General features: G+C 72.0%; 24 protein-coding genes. 5 read left to right on the top strand and 19 right to left on the bottom strand.

Annotated elements, in window-relative coordinates; all coding sequences use genetic code 11:
* Positions 1-221: 221 nt before the first annotated feature.
* The 7 genes from cobT to ACIPPS_RS25830 all read right to left on the bottom strand — a co-directional run bounded on the left by cobT (position 222) and on the right by ACIPPS_RS25830 (position 10,079).
* Positions 222-3,953 carry a nicotinate-nucleotide--dimethylbenzimidazole phosphoribosyltransferase gene (cobT, locus tag ACIPPS_RS25860; RefSeq protein WP_401436460.1) on the bottom strand — a complete coding sequence of 1,244 codons (3,732 nt, stop codon included), beginning with the start codon at positions 3,951-3,953 and terminating at the stop codon, positions 222-224.
* Positions 3,954-4,283: 330 nt separating this feature from the next.
* Positions 4,284-5,489, bottom strand: a complete 1,206-nt coding sequence (gene cbiE / locus ACIPPS_RS25855) for a precorrin-6y C5,15-methyltransferase (decarboxylating) subunit CbiE (RefSeq protein ID WP_401436457.1) — start codon at positions 5,487-5,489, stop codon at positions 4,284-4,286.
* 69 nt (positions 5,490-5,558) lie between these two features.
* Complete coding sequence (locus tag ACIPPS_RS25850) at positions 5,559-6,194, bottom strand: GNAT family N-acetyltransferase (RefSeq protein ID WP_401436455.1); 636 nt, start codon at positions 6,192-6,194, stop codon at positions 5,559-5,561.
* A gap of 182 nt (positions 6,195-6,376) precedes the next feature.
* Positions 6,377-7,234: a MetQ/NlpA family ABC transporter substrate-binding protein gene (locus tag ACIPPS_RS25845; RefSeq protein WP_401436452.1), complete on the bottom strand. Its 858-nt coding sequence runs from the start codon at positions 7,232-7,234 to the stop codon at positions 6,377-6,379.
* A gap of 84 nt (positions 7,235-7,318) precedes the next feature.
* Positions 7,319-7,987, bottom strand: a complete 669-nt coding sequence (locus tag ACIPPS_RS25840) for a methionine ABC transporter permease (RefSeq protein WP_401436449.1) — start codon at positions 7,985-7,987, stop codon at positions 7,319-7,321.
* Positions 7,984-9,087 carry a methionine ABC transporter ATP-binding protein gene (locus tag ACIPPS_RS25835; protein ID WP_401436447.1) on the bottom strand — a complete coding sequence of 368 codons (1,104 nt, stop codon included), beginning with the start codon at positions 9,085-9,087 and terminating at the stop codon, positions 7,984-7,986. Before ACIPPS_RS25835 ends, ACIPPS_RS25840 begins: the two co-directional genes overlap by 4 nt.
* Before the next feature lie 344 nt (positions 9,088-9,431).
* Positions 9,432-10,079, bottom strand: a complete 648-nt coding sequence (locus tag ACIPPS_RS25830; protein ID WP_401436444.1) for an HAD-IA family hydrolase — start codon at positions 10,077-10,079, stop codon at positions 9,432-9,434.
* Positions 10,080-10,150: 71 nt separating this feature from the next.
* Between ACIPPS_RS25830 and ACIPPS_RS25825 the strand changes: the two genes are divergently transcribed.
* Together ACIPPS_RS25825 and ACIPPS_RS25820 are read left to right on the top strand one after the other, a co-directional pair.
* Positions 10,151-10,513: a hypothetical protein gene (locus tag ACIPPS_RS25825; protein ID WP_361966570.1), complete on the top strand. Its 363-nt coding sequence runs from the start codon at positions 10,151-10,153 to the stop codon at positions 10,511-10,513.
* Positions 10,513-10,944, top strand: coding sequence for a hypothetical protein (locus tag ACIPPS_RS25820; protein WP_401436441.1), 432 nt, complete (start codon positions 10,513-10,515; stop codon positions 10,942-10,944). The genes ACIPPS_RS25825 and ACIPPS_RS25820 overlap by 1 nt, the downstream gene beginning before the upstream one ends.
* Here ACIPPS_RS25820 and ACIPPS_RS25815 read toward each other — a convergent pair.
* The 3 genes from ACIPPS_RS25815 to ACIPPS_RS25805 all read right to left on the bottom strand — a co-directional run bounded on the left by ACIPPS_RS25815 (position 10,941) and on the right by ACIPPS_RS25805 (position 13,302).
* Positions 10,941-11,423: a GNAT family N-acetyltransferase gene (locus ACIPPS_RS25815; protein WP_401436438.1), complete on the bottom strand. Its 483-nt coding sequence runs from the start codon at positions 11,421-11,423 to the stop codon at positions 10,941-10,943. The two genes, ACIPPS_RS25820 and ACIPPS_RS25815, sit on opposite strands and share 4 nt — an antisense overlap.
* Before the next feature lie 17 nt (positions 11,424-11,440).
* Positions 11,441-11,983 (bottom strand): sigma-70 family RNA polymerase sigma factor, encoded by a 543-nt coding sequence (locus tag ACIPPS_RS25810; protein ID WP_401436435.1) that lies wholly within the window; start codon positions 11,981-11,983, stop codon positions 11,441-11,443.
* A 128-nt stretch (positions 11,984-12,111) separates the two neighbouring features.
* Positions 12,112-13,302, bottom strand: a complete 1,191-nt coding sequence (locus ACIPPS_RS25805) for a glycerophosphodiester phosphodiesterase (protein ID WP_401436432.1) — start codon at positions 13,300-13,302, stop codon at positions 12,112-12,114.
* 227 nt (positions 13,303-13,529) lie between these two features.
* On the opposite strand from ACIPPS_RS25805, the gene ACIPPS_RS25800 reads away from it, so the two are divergent.
* The gene (locus ACIPPS_RS25800; RefSeq protein ID WP_401436429.1) at positions 13,530-14,201 is read left to right on the top strand and encodes a lysophospholipid acyltransferase family protein; all 672 of its coding nucleotides are present in this window, start codon (positions 13,530-13,532) and stop codon (positions 14,199-14,201) included.
* A 97-nt stretch (positions 14,202-14,298) separates the two neighbouring features.
* On the opposite strand, the gene ACIPPS_RS25795 is transcribed toward ACIPPS_RS25800, so the two are convergent.
* The 4 genes from ACIPPS_RS25795 to ACIPPS_RS25780 all read right to left on the bottom strand — a co-directional run bounded on the left by ACIPPS_RS25795 (position 14,299) and on the right by ACIPPS_RS25780 (position 19,353).
* Positions 14,299-15,843: an MFS transporter gene (locus ACIPPS_RS25795; RefSeq protein ID WP_401436427.1), complete on the bottom strand. Its 1,545-nt coding sequence runs from the start codon at positions 15,841-15,843 to the stop codon at positions 14,299-14,301.
* Positions 15,840-16,391, bottom strand: a complete 552-nt coding sequence (locus ACIPPS_RS25790) for a TetR/AcrR family transcriptional regulator (protein WP_401436425.1) — start codon at positions 16,389-16,391, stop codon at positions 15,840-15,842. Before ACIPPS_RS25790 ends, ACIPPS_RS25795 begins: the two co-directional genes overlap by 4 nt.
* A 259-nt stretch (positions 16,392-16,650) precedes the next feature.
* A complete protein-coding gene (argH, locus tag ACIPPS_RS25785; protein ID WP_401436422.1) occupies positions 16,651-18,078 on the bottom strand; it encodes an argininosuccinate lyase in 1,428 nt (475 codons plus the stop codon).
* Positions 18,079-18,159: 81 nt separating this feature from the next.
* On the bottom strand, positions 18,160-19,353 hold the full coding sequence (locus tag ACIPPS_RS25780) for an argininosuccinate synthase (RefSeq protein WP_401436420.1): 1,194 nt from the start codon (positions 19,351-19,353) through the stop codon (positions 18,160-18,162).
* A gap of 118 nt (positions 19,354-19,471) precedes the next feature.
* Here ACIPPS_RS25780 and ACIPPS_RS25775 point away from each other — a divergent pair, with 118 nt between their 5' ends.
* Both ACIPPS_RS25775 and ACIPPS_RS25770 read left to right on the top strand, forming a co-directional pair.
* On the top strand, positions 19,472-19,876 hold the full coding sequence (locus tag ACIPPS_RS25775) for a hypothetical protein (RefSeq protein WP_401436418.1): 405 nt from the start codon (positions 19,472-19,474) through the stop codon (positions 19,874-19,876).
* Between the two features lie 4 nt (positions 19,877-19,880).
* Positions 19,881-20,477 (top strand): pyridoxamine 5'-phosphate oxidase family protein, encoded by a 597-nt coding sequence (locus tag ACIPPS_RS25770; protein WP_401436416.1) that lies wholly within the window; start codon positions 19,881-19,883, stop codon positions 20,475-20,477.
* Between the two features lie 74 nt (positions 20,478-20,551).
* Here ACIPPS_RS25770 and ACIPPS_RS25765 read toward each other — a convergent pair whose 3' ends face one another.
* Genes ACIPPS_RS25765 through argC form a run of 5 tightly spaced genes read right to left on the bottom strand, consistent with a single transcriptional unit; the run spans position 20,552 to position 25,397 of the window.
* Positions 20,552-21,088 carry an arginine repressor gene (locus tag ACIPPS_RS25765; protein ID WP_361963496.1) on the bottom strand — a complete coding sequence of 179 codons (537 nt, stop codon included), beginning with the start codon at positions 21,086-21,088 and terminating at the stop codon, positions 20,552-20,554.
* Between the two features lie 7 nt (positions 21,089-21,095).
* Positions 21,096-22,295, bottom strand: a complete 1,200-nt coding sequence (locus tag ACIPPS_RS25760) for an acetylornithine transaminase (protein ID WP_401436412.1) — start codon at positions 22,293-22,295, stop codon at positions 21,096-21,098.
* Positions 22,292-23,200, bottom strand: a complete 909-nt coding sequence (argB, locus tag ACIPPS_RS25755; RefSeq protein ID WP_401436410.1) for an acetylglutamate kinase — start codon at positions 23,198-23,200, stop codon at positions 22,292-22,294. Before argB ends, ACIPPS_RS25760 begins: the two co-directional genes overlap by 4 nt.
* The gene (argJ, locus tag ACIPPS_RS25750; RefSeq protein WP_401436407.1) at positions 23,197-24,372 is read right to left on the bottom strand and encodes a bifunctional glutamate N-acetyltransferase/amino-acid acetyltransferase ArgJ; all 1,176 of its coding nucleotides are present in this window, start codon (positions 24,370-24,372) and stop codon (positions 23,197-23,199) included. The genes argB and argJ overlap by 4 nt, the downstream gene beginning before the upstream one ends.
* The gene (gene argC / locus ACIPPS_RS25745) at positions 24,369-25,397 is read right to left on the bottom strand and encodes an N-acetyl-gamma-glutamyl-phosphate reductase (RefSeq protein WP_401436405.1); all 1,029 of its coding nucleotides are present in this window, start codon (positions 25,395-25,397) and stop codon (positions 24,369-24,371) included. The genes argJ and argC overlap by 4 nt, the downstream gene beginning before the upstream one ends.
* Positions 25,398-25,414 lie beyond the last annotated feature (17 nt).

The raw sequence follows: 25,414 nt of genomic DNA, 5'->3' as shown, positions 1-25,414 counted from the left end.
GCCCACGATATCGGTCACCCGAGGTGGGCTCCCTGTGACGCTTGTCCCTCGCGGTGCGTGCGCCCCTGCTGCGGGAGAAGCCTGGGGCCGCGCGCGGGGCTGTATCGAGGTGCGGAACGCTCGGAACCCTGTGCCGATACGCGTACGGGTACGGGTGCCGGTGTCCGCGACCGCCGCGCGTCCCCCACTCCCGGTGAGTGCGGGGACGCGCGGGGCGGCGGCTACTTCTCGGTCACGCCCGCCGAGTCGAACGTCGCCACCTCGTGCATCGCCCGGGCCGCGCTCTGGACGATCGGGAGGGCGAGGAGGGCGCCCGTGCCCTCGCCGAGGCGCAGGTCGAGGTCGACCAGGGGCCGCAGGCCCAGCTTGTTGAGAGCCGCCACATGGCCCGGCTCGGCGCTGCGGTGGCCCGCGATGCAGGCCGCCAGCGCCTCGGGCGCGATGGCCCGGGCCACCAGCGCGGCCGCGCCCGTCGAGACACCGTCGAGGACGACCGGGACGCGCAGCGAGGCCGCGCCCAGGATCAGACCGACGAGCGCCGCGTGCTCCAGGCCGCCGATCGCGGAGAGGACGCCGACGGGGTCCGCCGGGTCCGGCTGGTGGAACTCCAGGGCGCGGCGGACGACGTCCACCTTCCGCGCGTGCATCTCGTCGTTGATGCCCGTACCGCGACCGGTCACCTCGACCGGGTCGACGCCGGTGTACACGGAGATCAGCGCGGCGGACGCGGTGGTGTTCGCGATGCCCATCTCGCCCGTGAGGAGCGCCTTGTTACCGGCGGCGACGAGGTCGCGCGCGGTCTCGATGCCCACCTCGATCGCCGCCAGCACCTCGTCACGGGTCATCGCGACGCCCGTCGTGAAGTCGGCGGTGCCCGCCCGGACCTTGCGGGGAAGGAGGCCGGGCGTGGCGGGCAGGTCGGAGGCGACGCCCACGTCGACGACGCAGACCTCGGCGCCCACCTGGTTGGCGAAGGCGTTGCAGACCGCTCCCCCGCCGAGGAAGTTCGCGACCATCTGGCCGGTCACCTCCTGCGGCCAGGCAGTGACGCCCTGGGCGTGCACGCCGTGGTCGCCCGCGAAGATCGCGACGGCGGCCGGCTCGGGGATCGGGGGAGGGCACATCCGGGAGAGCCCGGAGAGCTGCGCGGAGATGATCTCCAGCATGCCGAGCGCCCCGGCCGGCTTCGTCATGCGCTTCTGCCGCTCCCACGCCTCGCCCAGCGCCTTGGCGTCCAGCGGGCGGATGTTGGCGACGGTCTCCTGGAGCAGGTCGTGCGGCTCCTCGCCGGGCAGCGCCCGGCGTCCGTACGTCTCCTCGTGGACGACCCAGGACAGCGGGCGGCGCTTGGACCAGCCCGCCTGCATCAGCTCGGGCTCCTCGGGGAACTCGTCGACGTAACCGACGCAGAGGTACGCGACCACTTCGAGGTGCTCGGGCAGGCCGAGGGTGCGCACCATCTCGCGCTCGTCGAAGAAGCTGACCCAGCCGACGCCGAGGCCCTCGGCGCGGGCCGCGAGCCAGAGGTTCTCGACCGCCAGGGCCGAGGAGTACGGGGCCATCTGCGGCTGCGTGTAGCGGCCCAGGGTGTGGCGGCCGCCCCGCGTCGGGTCGGCGGTCACGACGATGTTGACCGGGGTGTCGAGGATGGCCTCGATCTTCAGTTCCTTGAACTGCTTCGCCCGCGCCTTCGGCAGCGACTTGGCGTACGCCTCGCGCTGGCGCTGGGCCAGTTCGTGCATGGTCCGGCGGGTCTCCGCCGAGCGGATGACGACGAAGTCCCAGGGCTGGGAGTGGCCGACGCTGGGCGCGGTGTGGGCGGCCTCCAGGACGCGGAGCAGCACCTCGTGCGGGATCGGGTCGGAGCGGAAGCCGTTGCGGATGTCGCGGCGCTCGCGCATGACCCGGAGCACGGCCTCGCGCTCGGCGTCGTCGTACCCGGGCGCGGGGGCGCCGACGGGTTCGTCGACCGGGAGCTCCTCGACGGGGGGTGCTTCGGCAAGGGATGCGTCGACGGCGGGGGCGGCGACGGCGGGCTCGGCGACGGCCGGGTCCGTGGCGACGGGAGCGACACCCGGGTCGGCCACGTCCGGGTCGGCCACGTCCGGGTCGGTGGCGTCCGGGTCGGTGGTGTCCGGGTCGGTGGCGTCCGGGTCGGTGGTGTCCGGGTCGGCCACCTCGGGGGTGGTGACGTCGGGGGTGGTAGCGGTCGGATCCGCGGCGGCGGAGTCGTCGGCGACCGCGGCGGTGGCGGGCTCGGTGGCGTCCGGCTCCGTGGCGGCGGGGTCCGCGACGGTCGGCTCGGGGACGACGGGCTCGGTGAGATCCGGCTCCACGACGGCGGGTTCCACGACAGTGGCCTCCGCGACGGCGCCCTCCACGACGGGTTCCACGGCGGTATCCGCGACGATCGGCTCGGCCGTGACGACCTCGACCTCGACCTCGACCTCGGCCTCGGCCTCGGTGGCAGCCTCGGCGACGGCCGGTTCCGCGGCGAGGGGTTCGGCGTCGGCGGCCGGCTCGACGACGATCGACTCGGCGACGGCCGCTCCCTCGTCGGGGGCCTCCGGGGCGGCGACGGTCACGACGGCCTCGGCCGCCGGTTCCTCGGCAGCGGAGTCTTCGGCCGCCGGGGCCTGCTCGGCAGCGGGGTCTTCGGCCGCGGTCGCCGTCTCGGGGGCCGGGACCTCGGCAGCCGGCGGCTCATCCGCCGCGGGCTCCTGCGCCTGCGGCTCCTCGAACGGTTCGGCCTGCTCCAGGGCGGGTTCGGCTGCCTCGGGCTCCGGCGACGCCTCGGGGGCGGCGTCCTCGGCCGGCGGTACGGGCACGGCGGCGGCCGGGCCGCCGTCGCGTGGGGCGGGGACGACCGCCTGGGCGTCCTCGGCGGGAGCGTGGGCGGCGTCGGGCGCGTCGGGGACCTCGGCCGGCGGCTCTTCGGTCACCGGCGTGGGCGCCAGGTGCGGGGTCGTCGGGACCGTGCCCTCGACCGGGACGAACTGGCCGACCGTTTCTGCGGACCCCGGCTGCCGCACAGGGCCCTGCGGCTGCGTGTCCCACGGCACGGCGCCCTGCGGCGGGACGTCGCCGAAGTGGGGCGCGGCCGGCTGCTCCTGGGGGACGTCGAGGTACTCGAGGCCGGTGGTCGGCGGGCCCGGGGCCCGGGTCGGCATCGGGGCGGGTGCCGTCGCGGCGACCGGGGTCGCGACCGGCGTGTGCATCGGCGCGGGCGCGGGGGCGGCGGGGCCCCGGTCGGCGAGGGAGCGGACGACTCCGCCGGTCTCGGGTACCGGCGGGCCCATGTGCAGCGGGCGGCGGGCGGGCGGCGGGGTCGGGGCCGAGGCCGCCGAGGGAACGCGTACGCCCCGGAGATCCACGGAACCGGAGTCGCGGCCGGCGGCCTCGTGGGCGCCGGTGTCGAGGATGCCGGGCTCGTAGCCGTGGTCCGTCATGACCTCGGCCTGCTCCTGCGGCGCGACGGGGACGCCGTGGGCGGGGGTGGACAGGATCTGTCCGGCCTCCGGGGCGACGGGCACGCCGTGCGCGGGGGTCGAGGGGACGTGCGGGGCCTCGGGCGCCAGGGGCACACCGTGCGCGGGGGTGGAGAGGGCCTCGTGGGCGACGGGGGCGGCCGGAGCGGGCGGGGCCATCGGGGTCTGGGCGGCGAGGGCGTCGGCGATCGGGCCGGCCAGCGGATCGGTGAGCGGGTCGCCGACCGGTCGACCCGGCATGGTCCCGGGGGCCGGGACGGCGACGGGCTGGGCGGCCACGGCGCCCGGCGGGTGCTCGCTCCAGGCACCCTGGGCACCCGGCATCAGGAGCAGGTCGTCGTCCTCGGCTACGTTCTCGGAGGGGTCCAGGAAGGTGTACGCGCCCGGAGCGGGGATGCCCGGCTGCTCGACCATGCCTGCGTTCTCCGGCAGCCCCTCGCCCGGGACCTGGCCGGTGTCCGTCATGCGTACCCCTCGCCCATCGCTTGTGCTCCTTCAGACCTTCGCCCGTCAACAAGAACGAGCGTGCGCGCCGTGCGGCACGAATGACGCGCGGGCACCCCAGCATTGTCGCGGCCATCGGCCGTCGTGACAGGCGGATCCGCCACGGTTTGCTGTGGACTGCGCCACGTCGCGCGTCCCCCGTTGCCCAGTACCACATCAGGGGCCCTTTCGGGCCCCTCAATCCGGACGTGGGCGAACAAAACACCGAAGGTCCGGGGGCGGTACAACGATCGGCCAGCCTACCTGGCCCGGTGGACGGGCTGATCACGGGTGGGGGTCCACCCCGTGCCGTCAGGAGGCGGTCGACCGGCGGCCGGAGAGCAGGAAGACCACCGTGCGGTCGCGTTCCGACCAGTCGTCGGGGTCGAGACCGACGCTCTGCAGCAGGGCGCACTCGACGTCGTAGCCGCCGTCGGCGAGGGCCGCGCCGATGGCCTCGGCCTCGTCGCGGGTGGAGGCGTGCGCGACGATCCGCTCGGGCCTGCGGTCGGTGCAGGCAGTGACTACGGGGACGCCGCCACCCCCGATCCGTACGACATCGGGTTCGGGCAGCCGCTCCAGTACGTGCGGGGCGCGGCCGCGCACGGCCTGGAGTTGGACGCCGTGGCGGCGGGCGGCGGCCTCCGTGCGGGCGCAGGCCTCCGGGTCGGCGTCCACGGCGATGACGGCGGCTCCGAAGCGGGCGGCCTCGACGGAGAGCGCTCCGCGCCCGCAGCCGATGTCCCAGACGAGGTCGCCGACGCGGGGGCCGAGCCGGGCGAGCTGGGCGGCGCGCAGGGTGCGGTCCTCGCCGCTGCCGCCCCGGGGGGCGGCGGGCGCGTCCGGGGGCAGGGCCCAGCCGCGGACGGCCGGGGTCTCCTGGCCCAGGAGCCAGCCGCCGGGCGGGGCTCCGGCGGTGCCGCCGATGACGATGACGACGTTGGGGTCGCGCCAGGCGTGGTCGGCGGCCTTGTCGGAGGTGAGGACGGTGACCTGTTCGCGGTCGGTGCCGAGTTCCTCGCAGATGACGAAGGTGCGGTGGACGCCGTCGAGGAGGAGGGCGAGTTCGGCGGGTCCGGCGCCGGGCGAGGTGAGGACGGCGACCTTGGGGTGGGCCCGGCAGACGTTGACGGCCCGGCGCAGGGTGCGCTGGTGGGCGACGACGACCCGGGCGTCGTCCCAGGGCATGCCGGCGCGGGCGAAGGCGGCGGCGACGGAGGAGACGGCCGGGACGACCTCGACCTCCAGGCCGTGCTCGGGGGCGCGCAGGGTGCGGACGACGCCGAAGAAGCCGGGGTCGCCGTCGGCGAGGACGACGGCGCTGCCGCGGTGTCCCGCGATGCGGCGGGCGGCGAGGTCCACGCTGCCGAGGCGAATCCTTTCGGCGGCGGGCGGGACCTCGGGCAGGGCGAGGTGGTGCGCGGCACCGGCCACGAGCGTGGCGGCGGAGAGGGCGGATCGGGCCGCCGCGGTGAGGGGCGAGCCGTCCCAGCCGATCACCGTGACCCGGTCGGCCATCTCGTCTGTCTCCTGAGGTCTGGTCGCGGGTCGTGGGCGTGTCGAGGGTACCCGGCTCGGGTGGCGGGCTCAGCTCCAGTCGGTGAAGGAGGAGTAGCCGGCCTCCGCCATCTGGTCGGCGACGCCTTCGAGGTCCTCGGGGAGCAGGCCCCAGACGATGAAGTCGGTGCGCAGGTCGGCCCAGGTGCCGTCCTCGGTGCGGGTGCGGGCTATGCAGGCGCCTCTGAGGACGCCCTCGCTGATGCAGCCGATCTTCTGGGCGACCTGCTGGGAGGCGGTGTTGCCGGCGGCGGTGCGCAGCTCGATCCGTTCGAACCCCTGGTCGCCGAAGAGCCATTGGGCGGTGGCGAGGGCGGCCTCGGTGGCGTATCCCTCGCCGCGGGCCCAGGGGGCGACGATGTAGGAGATCTCGGTGGAGCGGACCCGCCAGTTGGTGTTGCCGAGCTGGATGATCCCCACCAGGCGCTGGGTGAGGAACTCGGTGACGGCGAGGTCGAGGCCGCGGCCTTCGGTGCGCTCGGTGGGGGCGTACTCGGTGATCCAGCGGAGCGCGGCGTCCTCGGTGTAGGGCTGGGGGACGGCCGTCCACGCGGCGACCATCTCGTCGTTCATCATCTCGGCGAGGGCGGGCGCGTCCGCCTCCTCGAGCGCGCGCAGCACCAACCGGTCCGTGTTGATGGAGATGTCCGGAAAGGTGGTAGTCATGCGCAGCTCCATGCCGTGGACCGTCCGAATCGACCGTGAACGCACAGCATGCAGCATGCAGCGGTCGGTGTGCATGGCCGGGTCCGATGTGGCGTCAGGTTCGGGTGCGCGGGGGTACGACGAAGGCCCCGCGCACCGGACGGGGTGCGGGGGCCTTCGCGACAAGGGCGGTGCGGCGGGCCTTACTTGGCGACGGCGCCGAAGGCCGGGACGACCGAGCCGTTGTAGGTGTTCTCGATGTACTTCTTCACCTCGGGCGAGTTGAGGAGCTTCACGAGCTTCTGCACGCGGGCGTCCTTCTCGTTGCCCTCCTTGACGGCGAGGAAGTTGGCGTACGGGTTGCCCTCGGCCTTCTCCACGGCGATGGCGTCCTTGGCCGGGGACAGCTTGGACTCGATGGCGTAGTTGCCGTTGATGACGGCGGCGTCGACGTCGTTCAGGGCGCGGGGCACGGTGGCGGCCTCCAGCTCCTTGAACTCCAGGCCCTTCTTGTCCGTGATGTCGGAGATCTTGGCGTTGGTGCCGACGCCGTCCTTCAGCGTGATGAGACCGTTCTCGGCGAGCAGCTGGAGGGCGCGGCCGCCGTTGGTGGTGTCGTTGGGGACGGCGATGGTCTGGCCGGCCTTGATGTCCGAGAGCGCCTTGACCTTCTTGGAGTAGAGGCCGAGCGGCTCCAGGTGGACGTTGACCACCGGGACGATGTGCGTGTTGTTCTTCTTGTTGAAGTCGTCGAGGTACGGCTTGTGCTGGAAGAAGTTGGCGTCGACCTGGCCGGTCTCGGTGGCGGTGTTCGGCAGGACGTAGTCCGTGAACTCCTTCACCTCCAGCTTCAGGCCCTCCTTCGCGGCGAGGTTGTCCTTGACGTAGTTGAGGATGTCGGCGTGCGGCGTCGGGGACGCGGCGACGACGAGCGGCTTGTCGGCGGAGCCGGCCGCGCCCTTCGAGGAGGACGGGTCCGAGGCCGTGCCGCAGGCGGTGAGGCCCAGGGCGAGCGCGGCGGTGGCGGCGATACCGGCGGTGAGCTTGATGTTCTTACGCACGAAAAGTGCCTCTTTCCGGTGGTGCGGTGGGACGCCTGGACAACAAGTCCGGGCTCTTCTTCGAAGGACGAAGTCTGGGGGGGGTTACGCGGTACGGCCCCGGCGGGCGAGGAGCCGGACGGCGAGGTCGCCGATGAGCTGGACGACGGTGACGATCGCGATCAGGATGACGACGGTGACCAGCATGAACTGGGTGTCGAAGCGCTGGTATCCGTAGGTGATCGCCTTGGAGCCGAGGCCCTCGCCGCCGACCGCTCCGGCCATCGCGGAGTAGCCGATGAGCACGATGACGGTGGTGGTGGTCCCGGAGACCAGCGAGGGCAGCGCCTGCGGCAGCAGCACCTTGCGGATGATCGTCGGCACCGAGCCGCCCATGGACTGGACGGCCTCGACCAGGCCGTGGTCGACCTCGCGGATCGCGGTCTCGACGAGGCGCGCGAAGAACGGGATGGCGCCGATGGCGAGCGGGACGATCATCGCGGTGGGGCCGATGAAGGTGCCGACGACGAAGGTCGTGAAGGGGATCAGGGCGATCAGCAGGATGATGAACGGCAGCGAGCGGCCGATGTTCACGATCACGCCGACGACCTTGTTGACCACGGTGTTCTGCAGCAGGCCGCCCTTGTCCGTGAGGACGAGGAGGATGCCGAGCGGCAGTCCGCCGAGGACGGTGACCAGCGTGGCCCACAGGACCATGTAGAGGGTGTCGACCGTGCCCTGCTCCAGGAGGGGCTGCATCTCCGACCAGGTCACTTGGCACCTTCCTTGACCAGGATCTCGGTGGGCGCGGACGCCTGGGCGTCCTCGTCGACGACGTCGACCTGGAGGCCCTGTTCGCGCAGGAAGCCGACGGGCACGACGTTCTCCTCGTACCGTCCGGGCAGCTCGATCCGCATCCGGCCGATCTGCCGGCCGCCGACGGTGTCCATGGCGGCGCCCAGGATCGAGATGTCGATGTTGTACGTACGGGAGAGCTGGGAGATCACCGGCTGCGTGGCGGCCTCGCCGTGGAAGGTGACGTCGACGACCGTGCGGTCGGGGCCGGTGGGGGCGCCGCTGACCGGGAACAGCTCGGCGGCCAGCTCGGAGCCGGGGGTGGCGAGCAGTTCGGCGACGGTGCCGGACTCGACGATCCGGCCCTTCTGCATCAGCGCGGCCGAGTCGCAGATCGTCTTGACGACGTCCATCTCGTGCGTGATGAGCAGGACGGTGAGGCCGAGCTGCTGGTTGAGGTCGCGCAGCAGCTGGAGGATGGAGCGGGTGGTCTCCGGGTCGAGGGCGCTGGTGGCCTCGTCGGAGAGCAGGACCTTGGGGTTGCCGGCCAGGGCGCGGGCTATGCCGACGCGCTGCTTCTGGCCGCCGGAGAGCTGGCCCGGGTAGGACTTCGCCTTGTCGGCGAGGCCGACGAGGTCGAGGAGCTCAAGGGCGCGGCGGCTGCGCTCGGCGCCGGAGAGGCCGAGGATCTCCAGGGGGAGCTCGATGTTGTCCTTGACCGTGCGGGAGGACAGCAGGTTGAAGTGCTGGAAGACCATGCCGATGCTGCTGCGGGCGCGACGCAGGTCCTTGCCGGCGCGGCGGCCGGTGGCGGCGAGCGCGGTGAGGTCGACACCGTCCACGGTCACGGTGCCGGAGGTGGGGCGCTCCAGGAGGTTCACGCAGCGGATGAGCGAGGACTTGCCGGCGCCGCTCTGGCCGATCACGCCGAACACCTCGCCCTCGCGGACGTGGAGGTCGACGCCGTCCAGAGCGGTGACCTGGCGGCCTCGCGACTCGTAGACCTTGGTCAGGCCCGAAGTGGTGATCACAGGGGTTTCCGTCACTGTCGAGTGCGCGGCGCGGGGTCCGCCGGGCACGGGGCATTCGTCGTTCGGACAGTCAGGCGCGCAGGGGCCGCTTCGGTGGGTGGACCGCAGGCAGCGCGTGCGCGGGGCGGGCACGTTCCGGCGCCGGTTTCGGCAGGTGGAACGGCACGGCCGTCAGGGTCTCGCTTCGGGGCGCGAGGCTCGAACGGGGGCCCTCAGAAGGCGCACATTCGACACATACAGCGAGCACCGGGCGTCGTGTTCGCCTCGGTCGCAAGGGTGCGGCTGCTCGTCGTGGTCATGTCTGCAAGTAAAGCACGCGGGGGTACGGCGGCTCCGGGGGTGTCCGTATAGCGGACGGCGTTGAGACACCATGCGGACACCTCCGCCGTCCGTCAGACGCCGATGACGATCTCCACTCCCCCGTCCGTGGCCTGGGCGGACACCGCCGAGAGGTCGGTCACGACGACGTCGGCGTCGAGTGCGGCTCGGTCGTGGGTTGTGGCCAAGGCCACGGTCCGCATGCCCGCGGCGCGACCGGCGGCGAGACCCGCGGGGGCGTCCTCGAAGACGACGCAGGCGGCCGGGTCGACGCCGAGCCTGGCGGCGGCCAGCAGGAAGGGCTCCGGGTCGGGCTTGCCGCGCGTGATGTCGTCGGCGGCCACCAGGACGGGGACATCGATGCCGACCTCGCGCAGCCGCGCCTCGCCGAGCGGCCGGGTCGCGGAGGTGACGACGGCCCAGCGGTCGGCGGGGAGGGAGGAGAGCAGGTCCTTGGTGCCGGGCAGCAGCTCGACACCGCCGGGGACGTCCTCGACCTCCAGCTGCTCGATGCGGCGCAGCGCGCCGGGCACCCGGGCGGCGGGCAGCAGGTCGCCGATGATCTCGGCGGCGGGCCGGCCGTGCAGCTCGACCCGCGCGAACTCCTCCGCCGTGATCCCGTACTCCACCGCCCAGCGGGTCCAGCACCGGTACACGGACGCCATGGAGGAGACGAGGGTTCCGTCGTTGTCGAACAGGAGGGCTTCCGCGCGTATCTTCATGCCTCCCGACCCTAAAGGGAGGGTGGGGGGTGAGCGCATCGGGCCTTTCGGCCCGTAATACCCTCGGGCGCATGCTTGACGCCCTGACGGTCGCGGTCTCGGTGGCCGCGCTCGCCCTCGCCGCCTGGTGCGGCTTCGCCTTCACCCGCGACCAGCCGACCAAGGACTGGCACTTCATCGGCATGGCCGTGGTGACTTTTCTCGCCCTGGTGCAGCTGGTCGTCGGCATCGTGCGGCTCTCCGGCGGCGACAAGGCCGAGGAGGGCACGACGATCTTCGTCGCGTATCTGCTGGGCGCGCTGTGCGCGGTGCCGGCGGCCGGTTTCATGTCGCTGACGGAACGCAGCCGGTGGGGCTCGGCGACGGTGGCGGCGAGCGGCGTCGTGCTCGCGGTCCTGGAAGTACGTCTCTTCGACATCTGGACGGTGGGCTGATGACCGCGACGCGGGAGACCGGCGCGGGGACGCGTCTGGTCAAGGGCCCCGGCATGCTGCTGGTCTGGCTGTACGGGGTGATGTCGGTCGGCGCGGTCTCGCGCTCGATCTACCAGATCGCGACCGAGTTCGACCGGGCACCGCTCGCCTACGCGCTGTCGGCGGTGGCGGCCGTGGTGTACGCCTTCATCACGTACACGCTGGTGCGCGGCGGGGAGACGGCCCGCAGGGCGGCGCTGGTGTGCTGCGCCGCCGAGCTGGTGGGCGTACTGACCGTGGGGACGTGGACGCTGGCCGACCCGTCCGCGTTCCCCGACGCCACGGTCTGGTCGGACTACGGCTACGGCTACATCTTCATCCCGGTCCTGCTGCCGGTGACCGGGATCTGGTGGCTGCGACGGTCCCGCGCGACCGTCGCGAGCACCCCCTAGGCCGCCTTCTCCAGGGTCACCAGGGTGAGCCGAGGGCCGACCTCGCGGGCGGCCACCCGCTCGTAGCCCCTGCTGCGGTACAGCCGGAGGTTGCCCTCGCTGCGGTGGCCGGTGAAGAGCTGGAAGCGCTTGGCGGTGGGCGCCGGGTCGCCGGCGAAGTGCCGCTCTATGGCGTCCAGGAGCCGGCCGCCGATTCCGTGCCGCCGCAGCCGCGGGTGGACGATGAGCTTGGCGATCCGTACGGTGCCGGCCTCGTCGACCCGCCCGCGTACGGAGGCGACGACCTCGTCGCCGAGGCGCGCCACGAGCGCGTGCCCGAGGGAGAGTTCGGCGCGCAGCGCGTCCAGGGTCTGGGTGAGCGGCTCGATGCCCCAGTCGCCGTAGAGCTCGGCCTCGCTCTGGTAACAGAGGTACTGCAGCTTCAGTATGTGCTCCGCGTCCTGTGCGTCCGCCGCTGAGATGGTCACGCTCATGCCCATGTGCGCATGCCTCCCGCTCACCTGGTCCATCGGTCGGTCTCCCGCACCCTTCCCCTCGGGGTCGCTGCGGGAACCTCTGCAGCCAGCATTCTGCGCAGGCATCCCAGGCAACGGGAACGCATGGGCCCCAGACTGCCCTGTGAGATACCCAACTCCCCTGCGATTTCTCGGTAGGTGGGGTCGGCCGGGTCGAGCATCGCGGTGAGCAGACGCGGGCAGTGACCAGGGGTCCGGCGCACGGCGGCGCGGACGGCACGGCGGCGTTCGCTGGTGAGGGCGGTGCTCTCGGGCGAGCGCTCGTGCGGCTCGGTGGCCTCCTCACCCCGGTACGGGCGCTCCCGCAGGGCGGCGCGGCGGGCTCGCCGGGCCTCGGAACGGACGGCGCGGCGGAGCCAGTCGGCGGGGTGGCTGGGCGCGTCGTCCCGGTCGAGACGCTCCAGGAGCCGCAGCCACACGGCTTGTTCGAGGTCGCCCGCCTCGACACCGGCGGCGGGGGCCTCGGCCTTCGATTCCGCGGCGAGGAGGGGGGCGAGGGTGCGCAGGAGGGTGGGGTCGGTCATGACCGGCACGACGGCGCGCTGTCGCGGGCGGTTGCCGGACGGGCGGTAAACCACTCGGGTGGGTGCCGTTGCCCTGGTCCCGGGCGCCACGGACCAGAACCACGGCACCGCACCCGTGGGCGCGACGGTCAGTCGGAGACCGCCAGCAGGGCCGTGTCCGGGTTGTCGGAGAAGATGCCGTCGATGCCCGTCGCGAGGTACGCCTTCAGCGCGCCGAAGGAGTCGCCGTAGGCGTTCGGATCCGTGCCTCGACGGAAGTCGGCGGGCAGGAAGCTGTTCTCGTTGCGGTGGGTGTACGGGTGGAGGATCAGGCCCTTCGCGTGCGCGTCCCGCACCAGGGTCGTCGGGCTCCCCAGCCGGCCGCTCGTGTCGCGCGGGACGACCAGGTCGAGGGTCGGGCCGATGCCCTGCGCGTAGGAGGCGATCCAGCGCAGGCCCTGCGGGGTCACCAGGTCGGCGACGGTCCTCGGGTCACCCGCCTGGACGAAGTCCCACGGGCGGCTGCTCGCGGCGGAGAGCAACACGACGCGCGGCGAGTTCACCAGCTTCGCCAGGCGCTGGACGCTGCTCGGCTCGAAGGACTGGAGGAAGACGGGGGAGTCGGCGCGGTGGCGGCCGTACCGGCGCAGCAGCTTGGCGAGGGGCTCCTCCAGGCCGAGGCCGAGGGAGCGGAAGTAGGTGGGGTGCTTGGTCTCGACGTGCAGCCAGACGTCGCGGCCCCGACGGCGGCCCTCGCGCTCCGCCCAGCGCAGGACCTCCTCGAAGGTCGGGATCTGCCAGCGGCCGTCGTAGAGGGTGTTCTCCTGGCGGGTGCCCGGGATGCGCTCCTTGGCGCGCAGGGTCTTCAGCTCATCGAGCGTGAAGTCCTCGGTGAACCAGCCGGTGTACGAGACGCCGTCGACGGACTTGGTGGTCCTGCGGGAGGCGAACTCGGGGTGGTCGGCGACGTCGGTCGTGCCGGTGATGTCGTTCTCGTGGCGGCAGACCAGGTGGCCGTCCCTGGTGGGGACGAGGTCCTGCTCGATGACGTGGGCGCCGAGGTCGAGGGCGAGCTGGTAGGAGCCGAGGGTGTGCTCGGGGCGGTAGCCGCTCGCGCCGCGGTGGGCGATGACGGTGGGGACGGGGAGGGAGCGGTAGCCGTGGCCGTGCTCCCGGCCGTGCTCCTGGGCTCCTGCCCGCGCCTCGGCGGCCTGGGCCGTACCGGCGGCGAGGACCGAGGAGGCGCCGAGGACGGCGGCTCCCGCCACTCCGGTCACCGCCGCGCCCGCCGCTCCGAGGATCGTGCGCCGAGCGGGGCTCGCGTGCTCACCCTGTGTCATCCGAGGCTCCTTCGATGTGATGTCCCGCACCTGTCCAACGCCGGTCCGACGGTAGGCAGTCGGCCCCTCCGTACGGCAGACCTTGGCCGAACACGGCGGAAACACACGTCAACACTGCGTATCCACCCGATGAACCCGATGTGCGCACGAGGGTGACCCGCGAGTATCGTCCTCATCTGCACGGCCCCCGTACGACGCCGCTCCAGCCCCCGACACCGGAGGAACCGTTGTCCCGTCTCGCACTCATCAAGGCAGTGCTCGGACCGCTCCTGCGCCTGATGTTCCGTCCCCGTGTCGACGGTGCGGAGAAGATCCCGGGGACCGGTCCTGTGATCCTGGCGGGCAACCACCTCACGTTCATCGACTCGATGATCATGCCCATCTGCATCGACCGTCCGGTCTTCTTCATCGGCAAGGACGAGTACGTCACCGGCAAGGGGCTCAAGGGCCGGCTGATGGCCTGGTTCTTCACCAGCGTCGGCATGATCCCGGTGGACCGCGACGGCGGCCGGGGCGGTGTCGCGGCGCTGATGACGGGTCGCCGGGTGCTGGACGAGGGCAGGATGTTCTCCATCTACCCGGAGGGCACCCGCTCCCCCGACGGCCGGCTGTACCGGGGCCGTACCGGCATCGCGCGGCTGACCCTGATGACCGGTGCGCCGGTGGTGCCGTTCGCGATGATCGGCACGGACAAGATCCAGCCGGGCGGGGCGGGGCTGCCCCGGCCGGGCCGGGTGACGGTCCGCTTCGGCGAGCCGATGGAGTTCTCCCGGTACGAGGGCATGGACCGCGACCGCTATGTGCTGCGGGCGGTGACGGACTCGGTGATGGCCGAGGTGATGCGACTGTCCGGCCAGGAGTACGTCGACATGTACGCCACCAAGGCGAAGGCCGCGTAACCGCGGCGACGGCATACACAGCAGGGCCCCGTACGGCGCGTGCCGTACGGGGCCCTGCTTCGTGTGAGCCCTGCGTGTCAGTGCTCGATGCCGCGTGTCAGTGCTCGATGCCGTCCTGCAGCTTCTGGCCCTTCAGCAGGAACCAGGCCGCGGCGGCGGTGGCGAGGAGGACCGCCGCGCCGACGCCCGCCGCCATGTTCAGGCCGTCGACGAAGGCGTCCTGGGCCGTGGAGACCAGGGCGTTCGCCGCGTCGGGGGCGAGGCCCGCGGAGGCCTCGACCGCGCCGCCGAGCGACTCGTGCGCCGCGGCGGCGGCGTCGGCCGGGACGCCCGCCGGGGTCACGAAGCCCTGGTAGACGCCGGTGACGATCGATCCGAGGAGCGCGATGCCGAGCGCCGCGCCCAGTTCGTACGCGGTCTCGGAGACGGCGGAGGCCGAACCGGCCTGCTCCTTGGGAACGCTGGAGAGGATCACGTCCGCCGTGACGGTGAACGAGAAGCCCGCACCGAGGCCGACGACCAGGAGGGCCGCGCCCAGCAGCGGATAGCCGGTGTCCTGGTGGATCACGGTGACGACGGCGAGGGCGAGCCCGATCGCCGCGAGGCCGCCGGTCACCACGCCCCGTACGGAGAACCGCCGGGCGTACCGGCCCGCGATCAGACCCGTCACCACCGCGCCGATGGCGGCGGGCAGTTCGGCGAGACCGGCCTCCAGCGGCTCACGGCCCTGGACGAGCTGGAGGAACTGGGAGAGGAAGAAGACCAGTCCGGACAGGCCGAAGACGGTGAGCAGATCGGCCAGGACCGCGCCGGAGAAGCCGCGGTGCTTGAACAGGCGCATGTCGAGCAGGGGTGAGGTCAGCCGGTGCTGGCGGCGCACGAAGGCCCACAGGGCGGTGGCACCGATGACGACGGCGGCCCCGATCTCCCAGGACAGGCCGTGGGAGGCGGCTTCCTTGATCGCGTAGACGACACCGATGACGCCGACGAGCGAGAGCCCGACACTGATCAGGTCCCATGGGCCGGAGACCGGGTTCTTGGACTCGGGCAGCAGCTTGACGCCGACGACGACCAGGACGGCCATCACGGGCAGGTTGATCAGGAAGACCGAGCCCCACCAGAAGTGCTGGAGCAGCGCTCCGCCGACGACCGGGCCGACGGCGGCGCCGGCCGAGGCCGTGGCGCCCCAGATGCCGATGGCGAGGCTGCGCTCCTTGGGGTCGTGGAAGATGTTCCGGATGAGCGCCAGGGTCGACGGCATCAGCGTGGCACCGGCGACGCCGAGGAGCGCGCGGGCGACGATCATCATCTCGGGGCTGGTGGCGTAGGCGTTGAGCACCGAGACGGCGCCGAACGCGGTCGCGCCGATCAGGAGCAGCTTCTTGCGGCCGATCCGGTCACCGAGGGAGCCCATGGAGACCAGGAGTCCGGCGATGACGAAGGAGTAGATGTCGCCGATCCAGAGCAGCTGGGTGCCGGTGGGCTCCAGGTCCTCGCTGAGGGCGGGCGTCGCGAGCCCCAGGACGGTGGCGTCCACGGCGACCAGCAGCACGGCGAGGACGAGCACCGAGAGCGCGAGCCAGCGGCCGGGGCTCCTCACCTCGGCCTCCGTCGTCGGGTCCAGTTGGCGGGTGCCGCTCATTTCTCCACGCTCCGTCGTGCGCCACCGAGCAGCAGCTCGGTGATCATGAATGGGAAGTCCTTGGCCGCGACCCGGCCGTCCATGACGGCCCAGGCGCAGGACGAGATGAGGCCGTAGAGGGCCTCGGTGAGCCATGCGGGGCTCAGGTCGATCCGGAAGACGCCTTCTTCCTGGCCGCGCTTGAAGACGTCGCTGACGCGCGCGTCGAGCCGGGCCCAGCCCTCGTTGACCTGGTCGCCCTCGAAGAGCTGGTTCTCGGTGACCAGGAAGGCCAGCAGCTGGGCGTTGGCCTCGGACTGGGCGATGAGCCGCCGCACGGCCTCGTCGGCGGGTCCGTCGTCGAGGCGCGCGGCGTCGAGCGCGGCCTCGAACTCCTCGATACCCATCGCCTCAAGGGCCCTGACCAGCGCGTCCCGCCCGGCGAAGTGCCGGTGCAGGGTGGCGCGACCGATACCGGCGGCCCGGGCGACCTCGTCCATGGTGGAGGTCGACTTCCGGGCGAGCAGGGCGGCGGCGGCGCGGAGCACCTGGGTGCGGTCGACTGACATGAGACGACCATACACCGAATGAGACATCAACGTCTCATTCAATAAATCGACGCCTAGCCCGGGAGAGGCGAAGCGCTGGCCCCCCGGGCGCCCGCTCGACGACGACATCACGTCGTACGACCACGCCTACGTGGGCCAGAAACGCCTCGCCGCCGCCCTGTCGCCGCGTGTCGATCCCCGGCTCGGGTTGCTCCGGTCGGACTTCGACGCGCTCGCGGACTGGGCGGCGGCGCTGTAGGGCTGCGGTTGCTGCTGCGGGTTACCGCTTGGCGGTGGACCAGGCGTGCTGGATCACCAGGTCGGCCTTGACCTCGATCAGCTGGGCGGCGACGGCCGACGGGGCCGTGCCGCCGCGGCCGTCACGGGAGGCGAGCGCGCCCGGGACGTTGAGGACGGTACGGACCTCGGGGGTGAGGTGCGCGGAGATCTTGGCGAACTGCTCGTCCGTGAGCTCGTCCAGCTCCTTGCCCTCCGCCTCGGCGACCTTCACGCACTCGCCGGCCACCTCGTGCGCCACCCGGAACGGCACGCCCTGCTTGACCAGCCACTCGGCGATGTCGGTCGCGAGCGAGAAGCCCGCCGGGGCCAGCTCCTCCATGCGCTCCCGGTTGACGGTGAGCGTGGCCATCATGCCGGTGAAGGCCGGCAGCAGGACCTCCAGCTGGTCGCAGGAGTCGAAGACCGGCTCCTTGTCCTCCTGGAGGTCGCGGTTGTAGGCGAGCGGGAGGGCCTTGAGGGTGGCCATCAGACCGCTGAGGTTGCCGATGAGGCGACCCGACTTGCCCCGGGCCAGCTCCGCGATGTCCGGGTTCTTCTTCTGCGGCATGATCGACGACCCGGTGGAGAAGGCGTCGTGCAGGGTCACGAAGGAGAACTCCTTCGTGTTCCAGATGATGATCTCCTCCGCGATACGGGAGAGGTTGACCCCGATCATCGCGGTGATGAAGGCGAACTCGGCGACGAAGTCGCGCGAGGCCGTGCCGTCGATGGAGTTCCCCGCCGAGCCCCGCTCGAAGCCGAGGTCCTTGGCGACCGCCTCCGGGTCGAGCCCGAGGGAGGAGCCGGCCAGCGCGCCGGAGCCGTACGGCGAGACCGCGGTACGGGTGTCCCACTGCCGCAGCCGCTCGGCGTCCCGGGAGAGGGACTGGACGTGGGCGAGGACGTGATGGGCGAAGAGCACCGGCTGGGCGTGCTGGAGGTGCGTCCGGCCCGGCATCGCGACGTCCGGGTGGGCCTCCGCGAGGCCGACGAGGGCGTCCTGGAGGTCGGCGATCAGACCGCCGATGATCCGGGCGTGGTCGCGCAGGTACATCCGGAACAGGGTGGCGACCTGGTCGTTGCGGGACCGGCCGGCGCGCAGCTTGCCGCCGAGGTCGGCGCCGAGGCGCTCCAGGAGGCCCCGCTCCAGGGCGGTGTGGACGTCCTCGTCGGCGATGGTACCGACGAAGGAGCCGTCGGCGACGTCCGCTTCCAGCTGGTCGAGGCCGGCGAGCATACGCGTCAGCTCGTCCTCGGTGAGCAGCCCGGCCTTGTGGAGCACGCGCGCGTGGGCGCGGGAACCGGCGATGTCGTACGGCGCGAGGCGCCAGTCGAAGTGGACCGACGCGGACAGCTTCGCCAGGGCCTCGGCCGGTCCGTCGGCGAAACGGCCGCCCCAGAGCCGGACGTCACCGTTGTTGCTGCTCACAGCTACTGCTCCTCAGGAGGGTGGATAACAGGCCGCCTCCCCGGTCCCGTGGTGGGGAGGCGGCTGTGGAACGAGTCGTGGTTACGCGAGGTCACGCCGGGCGGCGATCTTCGCCGAGAGGGCGAAGACGTCGATGAAGCCCTGGGCCTTCGACTGGTCGAAGGTGTCGCCCGAGTCGTAGGTCGCGAGGTTGAAGTCGTAGAGGGACTTCTCGGAGCGGCGGCCGGTGACGACGGCGCGGCCGCCGTGCAGGGTCATCCGGACGTCGCCGGTGACGTGCTGGTTGGCTTCCTGGAGGAAGCCGTCGAGGGCGCGCTTGAGCGGGGAGAACCAGAGGCCGTCGTAGACGAGTTCGCCCCAGCGCTGCTCGACCTGTCGCTTGTAGCGGGCGAGTTCACGCTCGACGGTGACGTTCTCCAGCTCCTGGTGGGCGGTGATCAGGGCGATCGCGCCGGGAGCCTCGTAGACCTCGCGGGACTTGATGCCGACGAGCCGGTCCTCGACCATGTCGATCCGGCCGACGCCCTGGGCTCCGGCGCGCTCGTTGAGCTGCTGGATCGCCTGGAGGACGGTGACGGGCCTGCCGTCGATCGCGACGGGGACGCCCGCGTCGAAGGAGACGACGACCTCGTCGGGCTCGCGCGGGGTGGCCGGGTTCGAGGTGTACTCGTAGATGCCCTCGATCGGCGCGTTCCAGATGTCCTCCAGGAACCCGGTCTCGACGGCGCGTCCGAAGACGTTCTGGTCGATGGAGTACGGGGACTTCTTGGTGGTCGCGATCGGGAGGTCGGCCTTCTCGGCGAAGGCGATGGCCTTGTCGCGGGTCATGGCGTAGTCGCGGACCGGGGCGATGCAGGTCAGGTCGGGCCCGAGGGCCTGGATGCCGGCCTCGAAGCGGACCTGGTCGTTGCCCTTCCCGGTGCAGCCGTGCGCCACGGTTCCGGCGCCGTGCTTGCGGGCGGCGGCGACGAGGTGCTTGACGATGGCGGGACGGGAGAGGGCGGAGACCAGCGGGTAGCGGTCCATGTAGAGGGCGTTGGCCTTGATCGCCGGGAGGCAGTACTCCTCGGCGAACTCGTCCCGCGCGTCCGCGACCTCGGCCTCGACGGCCCCGCAGGCGAGGGCGCGCTTACGGATGACGTCCAGGTCCTCGCCACCCTGGCCGACGTCCACGGCGACCGCGACGACCTCGGCGCCCGTCTCCTCGGTGATCCAGCCGATGGCGACGGAGGTGTCCAGGCCACCGGAGTAGGCGAGTACGACACGGTCGGTCACGGGTTCCTCCTTATCTTGCGAGCACGATGGGTATAACTATGCGGTCCTCCGTATGGTTTGTCAACGACGCAGGGAAAAGGCCTGGTCGGCGGGGTGCGCCCTCCGTAGGCTGCGGTGCATGAGGGAGGGGGAAGAGGGTGCCGCACGTCGGCTCGCCGATGGCACACCGCTGGCCGACGTGCTCGACACGGGGTCTGCGGCCGCATGGATCGCGCTGGATCTCGGCATACGCGAGGAGATCCGCTGGGGTCGTTGTCGGGCGCCCAGCCACGCCTGGTTCCGCGGTCGGCGCCTGCGCCAGGGCGGGAACAGCCCGCTTCCGAGCCTGAACCCGTCCCGCACCCCACCCGATGCCTCCGCGCTCGCCGCGACCGGCTCGGGGTTGACCGACGCCGTACTGCTCCCCCTGCTCGGCGCCCGCCCGGGACGCGTGCGCGCGGCAGGCGTCACCGCGTGCGCCGGGCCGGTCGGCACGACGAGGCCGAACCGTTCCTCCATCGTCCCACCCGGAGAAGGAGAATAGGACCATGGGAAAGACCTACGAACGCATCGACGGGCGCCTTCGCGCCTTCATAGAGGCCCAGCCGATCTTCTTCCACGCCACCGCCCCGCTCGACGCCGACGGCACCGTCAACCTCTCGCCCAAGGGGCTGACGGGGTCCTTCGCCGTCATCGACGAACTGACCGTCGCCTACCTCGACTTCGCCGGGTCCACCGCCGAGACCGTCGCGCATCTGCGCGAGAACGGACGCATCACGCTCATGTGGTGCGCCTTCCAGGGGCCGCCGAGCATCGTGCGGGTGCACGGGCGGGGCGAGCCCGTGTTCCGGGACGATCCGCGGTGGGAGGGGCTCATGGCGCACTTCCCCTCGATCGATGTGACCCAGCACGGGCTGCGCGCGATCATCGTCGTCACGGCCGAGGTGATCCGGGACTCCTGCGGGTACGCGGTGCCGTTCATGACGTACGACGAGGATCGCGATCTGCACGGGCGGCGGTTCGCGCGCGAGGACGACGCCTCGCTGAGCGCGTACTTCGAGAAGAAGGACCACATCGGCGTCAGCATGGACGGGCTGCCGGGGCTGCCGCTCCCGCTGCCACCGCTCCCCCGGCCGGGGCGGTAGGCCGGCGCCCGGCGGCGCCGTAGCGGAAGGCGGGGCGGGCGGGGCCGGTGGTCGGCCTCGCTCGCCCCGGTCGCCTAGCGGTCGTTCTGCGCGAGTCGCAGCAGGTGGTCGGCGAGCGCCTGGCCGCCCGCCGGGTCGCGGGAGATCAGCAGCAGCGTGTCGTCGCCCGCGATCGTGCCGAGGATCGCGCGGAGTTCGGCCTGGTCGATGGCCGACGCGAGGAACTGGGCCGCCCCCGGCGGGGTCCGCAGGACCACCAGGTTGGCGGAGGCCTCGGCGGAGATCAGCAGTTCGCCGGAGAGGCGCCGCATGCGCTCCTCCTTGGCGGACTCGCCGAGCGGCGCCTGCGGGGTGCGGAAGCCGCCCTCGCTGGGCACCGCGTAGATCAGCTCGCCGCCCGTGTTGCGGATCTTCACCGCACCGAGCTCGTCGAGGTCGCGGGAGAGCGTCGCCTGGGTGACGCTCAGCCCGTCGTCCGCGAGGAGCTTGGCGAGCTGGCTCTGCGAGCGCACCGGCTGCCGGTTGAGGATGTCGACGATCCTGCGGTGGCGGGCGGTACGGGTCTGCGGAACGGACGGCCCGCCGTGCTCGGTTTCCTGCGCATCGGTCATCGTCGTCTCATTCTCCGGTTCGTCCTTCCCCGTTCACCGCTCCGTCGAGGACACCGGGCAGCGCTGCCAGGAACGCGTCCACCTCCACGTCGGTGATGATCAGTGCCGGCATGAGCCGTACGACATCGGGGGCGGGCGCGTTCACCAGGAGACCGGCGTCCTGAGCCGCCTGCTGCACCTGGGGCGCGAGGGACTCGGTGAGCACGATACCCAGCAGGAGGCCCGCACCACGGACATGGGAGACCAGCGGGTGGTTCAGACCCTCGATTCCGCTCCGCAGCTTCTCGCCGAGCCGCTTGACCTCGTCGAGGGTTCCGTCCGCCCCGAGGGTGTCGATCACGGCGAGTCCGGCGGCGCAGGCGACCGGGTTCCCGCCGAAGGTCGTGCCGTGGTGACCGGGCTCGAAGAGCTCCGCCGCCGGGCCGAAGGCGACGGTCGCGCCGAGCGGCAGCCCGCCGCCGAGCCCCTTGGCCAGGGTGACGATGTCGGGGTCGACCCCGTCGTGGCCCTGGTACTCGAACCAGGGGCCGGTCCTGCCGACGCCCGTCTGGACCTCGTCGAGGACGAGCAGGGTGCCGGTGGCGCGGGTGATCTCGCGGGCGGCCTGGAGGTAGCCGGCGGGCGGCACGACGACACCGATCTCGCCCTGGATCGGCTCGATGATCACGAACGCGGTCTCCTCGGTGACCGCGGCGCGCAGCGCCTCCACGTCTCCGTACGGCACGTGCGTGACGTCACCGGGCAGCGGCAGGAACGGCGTCTGCTTGCCCCGCTGGCCGGTGAGTGCGAGCGCGCCCATGGTCCGGCCGTGGAAGCCGCCGTGGGTCGCGACCATGTGGGTACGGCCGGTCAGCCGACCGAGCTTGAAGGCGCCTTCGTTGGCCTCGGCGCCGGAGTTGCAGAAGAAGACCCTGCCCGGCCGGCCGAAGAGCTGCAGGAGCCGCTCGGCGAGCGCGACGGGCGGCTCGGCGACGAAGAGGTTGGAGACATGGCCGAGGGAGGCGATCTGCCGTGACACGGCCTCGACGACCGCCGGGTGGCCGTGGCCGAGGGCGTTGACCGCGATGCCGCCGACGAAGTCCAGGTACTCCTTGCCGTCGGCGTCCCAGACCTTGACGCCCGCGCCACGGACGAGGGACAGCTTCGGCGTCCCGTAGTTGTTCATGAGCGCGCCCTGCCACCGCCGGGTCAGTTCCTCGTTGCTCATTTCCCGCCCCCTGTCGTCTCGTCGGCCACGACCATCGTGCCGATGCCCGAGTCGGTGAAGATCTCCAGCAGGATCGAGTGCTGCACGCGGCCGTCGATCACACGGGCCGTGGTGACCCCGTTCCGTACCGCGTGCAGACAGCCCTGCATCTTGGGGACCATGCCGCTGGAGAGCTCGGGCAGCAGCTTCTCCAGCTGGCTCGCGGTGAGCCGGCTGATGACCTCGTCGCTGTGGGGCCAGTCCTCGTAGAGCCCCTCGACGTCGGTCAGGACCATCAGGGTCTCGGCGCCCAGCGCCGCAGCGAGAGCCGCAGCCGCCGTATCAGCATTGACGTTGTAGACATGTCCGTCGTCCTCGGAGCGGGCGATGGAGGAGATGACCGGGATCCGGCCGTCCTCCAGGAGCGCCTCGATGGCGCCGGTCTCGATCGCGGTGATCTCGCCGACCCGGCCGATGTCGACCGCCTCGCCCGCGATGACCGGCTGGTGCTTGATGGCGGTGATGGTGTGGGCGTCCTCGCCGGTCAGGCCGACGGCGAACGGCCCGTGCTGGTTGAGCAGGCCGACGAGTTCGCGCTGGACCTGGCCGGCGAGCACCATCCGTACGACGTCCATCGCGTCCTCGGTGGTGACGCGCAGCCCGGCCTTGAACTCGCTGACGATGCCGTGCCGGTCGAGCGCGGCGCTGATCTGCGGCCCGCCGCCGTGCACGACGACCGGCTTGAGACCGGCGTGGCGCAGGAAGACGACGTCCTGGGCGAAGGCCGCCTTGAGCTCGTCGTCGATCATCGCGTTGCCGCCGAACTTGATGACGACCGTCTTGCCGTTGTGCCGGGTCAGCCAGGGCAGCGCCTCGATGAGGATCTCGGCCTTGGGGAGCGCGGTGTGCTTCCGGGTCTCGGTCATGACGAGTACGCGCTGTTCTCGTGGACGTAGTCGGCGGTGAGGTCGTTGGCCCAGATGACGGCCGTCTCGGAGCCCGCGGCGAGGTCGGCGGTGATGGTGACCTCGCGGTAGCGCATGTCGACGAGGTCGCGGTCCTCGCCGACCGAGCCGTTCCTGCAGACCCAGACGCCGTTGATGGCGACGTTCAGCTGGTCGGGGTCGAAGGCGGCCCGCGTCGTGCCGATGGCGGAGAGCACCCGGCCCCAGTTGGGGTCCTCGCCGTGGATGGCGCACTTGAGCAGGTTGTTGCGGGCGATGGAGCGGCCCACCTCGACGGCGTCGTCCTCGGTCGCGGCGTTGATCACCTCGATACGGATGTCCTTGCTGGCGCCTTCGGCGTCGCCGATGAGCTGCCGGGCGAGGTCGTCGCAGACGGCCGTCACGGCCTCGGCGAACGCGGTCCGCTCCGGGGTGATGCCGGAGGCGCCGGAGGCGAGGAGGAGGACGGTGTCGTTGGTGGACATGCAGCCGTCGGAGTCGACCCGGTCGAAGGTGACCTCGGTGGACCGGCGCAGGGCCGCGTCCAGGTCCTTGCTCTCCACGTCCGCGTCGGTGGTGAGGACGACGAGCATGGTGGCGAGACCGGGGGCGAGCATGCCCGCGCCCTTGGCCATGCCGCCGACCGTCCAGCCGTCCTTCGTCACGACGGAGGTCTTGTGCACGGTGTCGGTGGTCTTGATGGCGATGGCGGCCTTCTCGCCGCCGTGCTCGGAGAGCTCGCCGGCGGCCTTCTCGACACCGGCCAGGACCTTGTCCATGGGCAGCAGGAGGCCGATGAGGCCGGTGGAGGCGACGGCGACCTCGCCGGCGCCGATGTCCGTGCCCGTCGCGCCCTTCGCCGAGAGCACCTCGGCGACCTTCTCGGCGGTGGCGTGGGTGTCCTGGAAGCCCTGCGGGCCCGTACAGGCGTTGGCGCCGCCGGAGTTGAGGACGACGGCGGCCAGCTCGCCGGTGGCCAGCACCTGCTGCGACCACAGCACGGGCGCGGCCTTGACGCGGTTGGAGGTGAAGACTCCCGCGGCGGCGCGGCGCGGCCCGGTGTTGACCACGAGGGCCAGGTCCGGGTTGCCGTTCTGCTTGATCCCGGCGGCGATGCCCGCTGCCGTGAATCCCTTCGCCGCTGTGACGCTCATGGAGCGACTCCAATCGTGGAAAGTCCGGTGTCCTCGGGGAGCCCGAGGGCGATGTTCATGCTCTGCACCGCGCCGCCGGCGGTGCCCTTGGTCAGGTTGTCGATGGCGCTGATCGCGATGATCCGGCCCGCGGCGACGTCGTGGGCGACCTGGATCTGCACGGCGTTGGAACCGTGGACCGACGCCGTGGCGGGCCACTGGCCCTCGGGCAGCAGGTGGACGAAGGGCTCGTCCGTGAAGGCCTTCTCGTACGCGGCGCGCACGGTCTCGGCGGTGACGCCGGGCTTCGCCCTGGCGGAGCAGGTGGCGAGGATGCCCCGGGACATGGGGGCGAGGGTCGGGGTGAAGGAGACCCCGACGCGCTCGCCGGCCGCGGCGCTGAGGTTCTGGATCATCTCGGGGGTGTGCCGGTGGCCACCGCCGACGCCGTACGGGGACATGGAGCCCATGACCTCGCTGCCGAGGAGGTGCGGCTTGAGGGCCTTGCCCGCGCCCGAGGTGCCGGTGGCGGCGACGATCACCGCGTCGGGCTCGGCGAGGCCGTTCTCGTACGCGGGGAAGAGCGCGAGGGAGACGGCGGTGGGGTAGCAACCGGGTACCGCGATGCGCTTGGACCCCTCCAGCGCGGTGCGGGCACCCGGCAGTTCCGGGAGGCCGTAGGGCCAGGTGCCGGCGTGCGGGGAGCCGTAGAAAGTCTCCCAGTCGGCGGAGTCCGCGAGCCGGAAGTCGGCGCCCATGTCGACGACGAGGACGTCCGGGCCGAGCTGCTCGGCCACGGCGGCGGACTGCCCGTGCGGCAGCGCGAGGAAGACGACGTCGTGCCCGGCCAGCGACTCGGGGGTCGTCGGCGCGAGGACGCGGTCGGCGAGCGGGAGCAGATGCGGCTGGAGGCCGCCCAGGCGCTGACCGGCGTTGGAGTGGCCGGTCAGAGTGCCGATCTCGACGTGGGGGTGGCCGAGAAGAAGACGCAGGAGCTCTCCGCCCGCGTATCCGCTCGCACCCGCCACTGCTGCTCGTACCGTCATCAGAACCCTCCTCATGG

The sequence above is a fragment of the Streptomyces sp. NPDC090127 genome, from assembly GCF_044746945.1.
Classification (GTDB): Bacteria; Actinomycetota; Actinomycetes; order Streptomycetales; family Streptomycetaceae; genus Streptomyces.
Note: the sequence above shows the minus strand (reverse complement) of the source record. Positions and strands in the feature narration are given on the sequence as shown.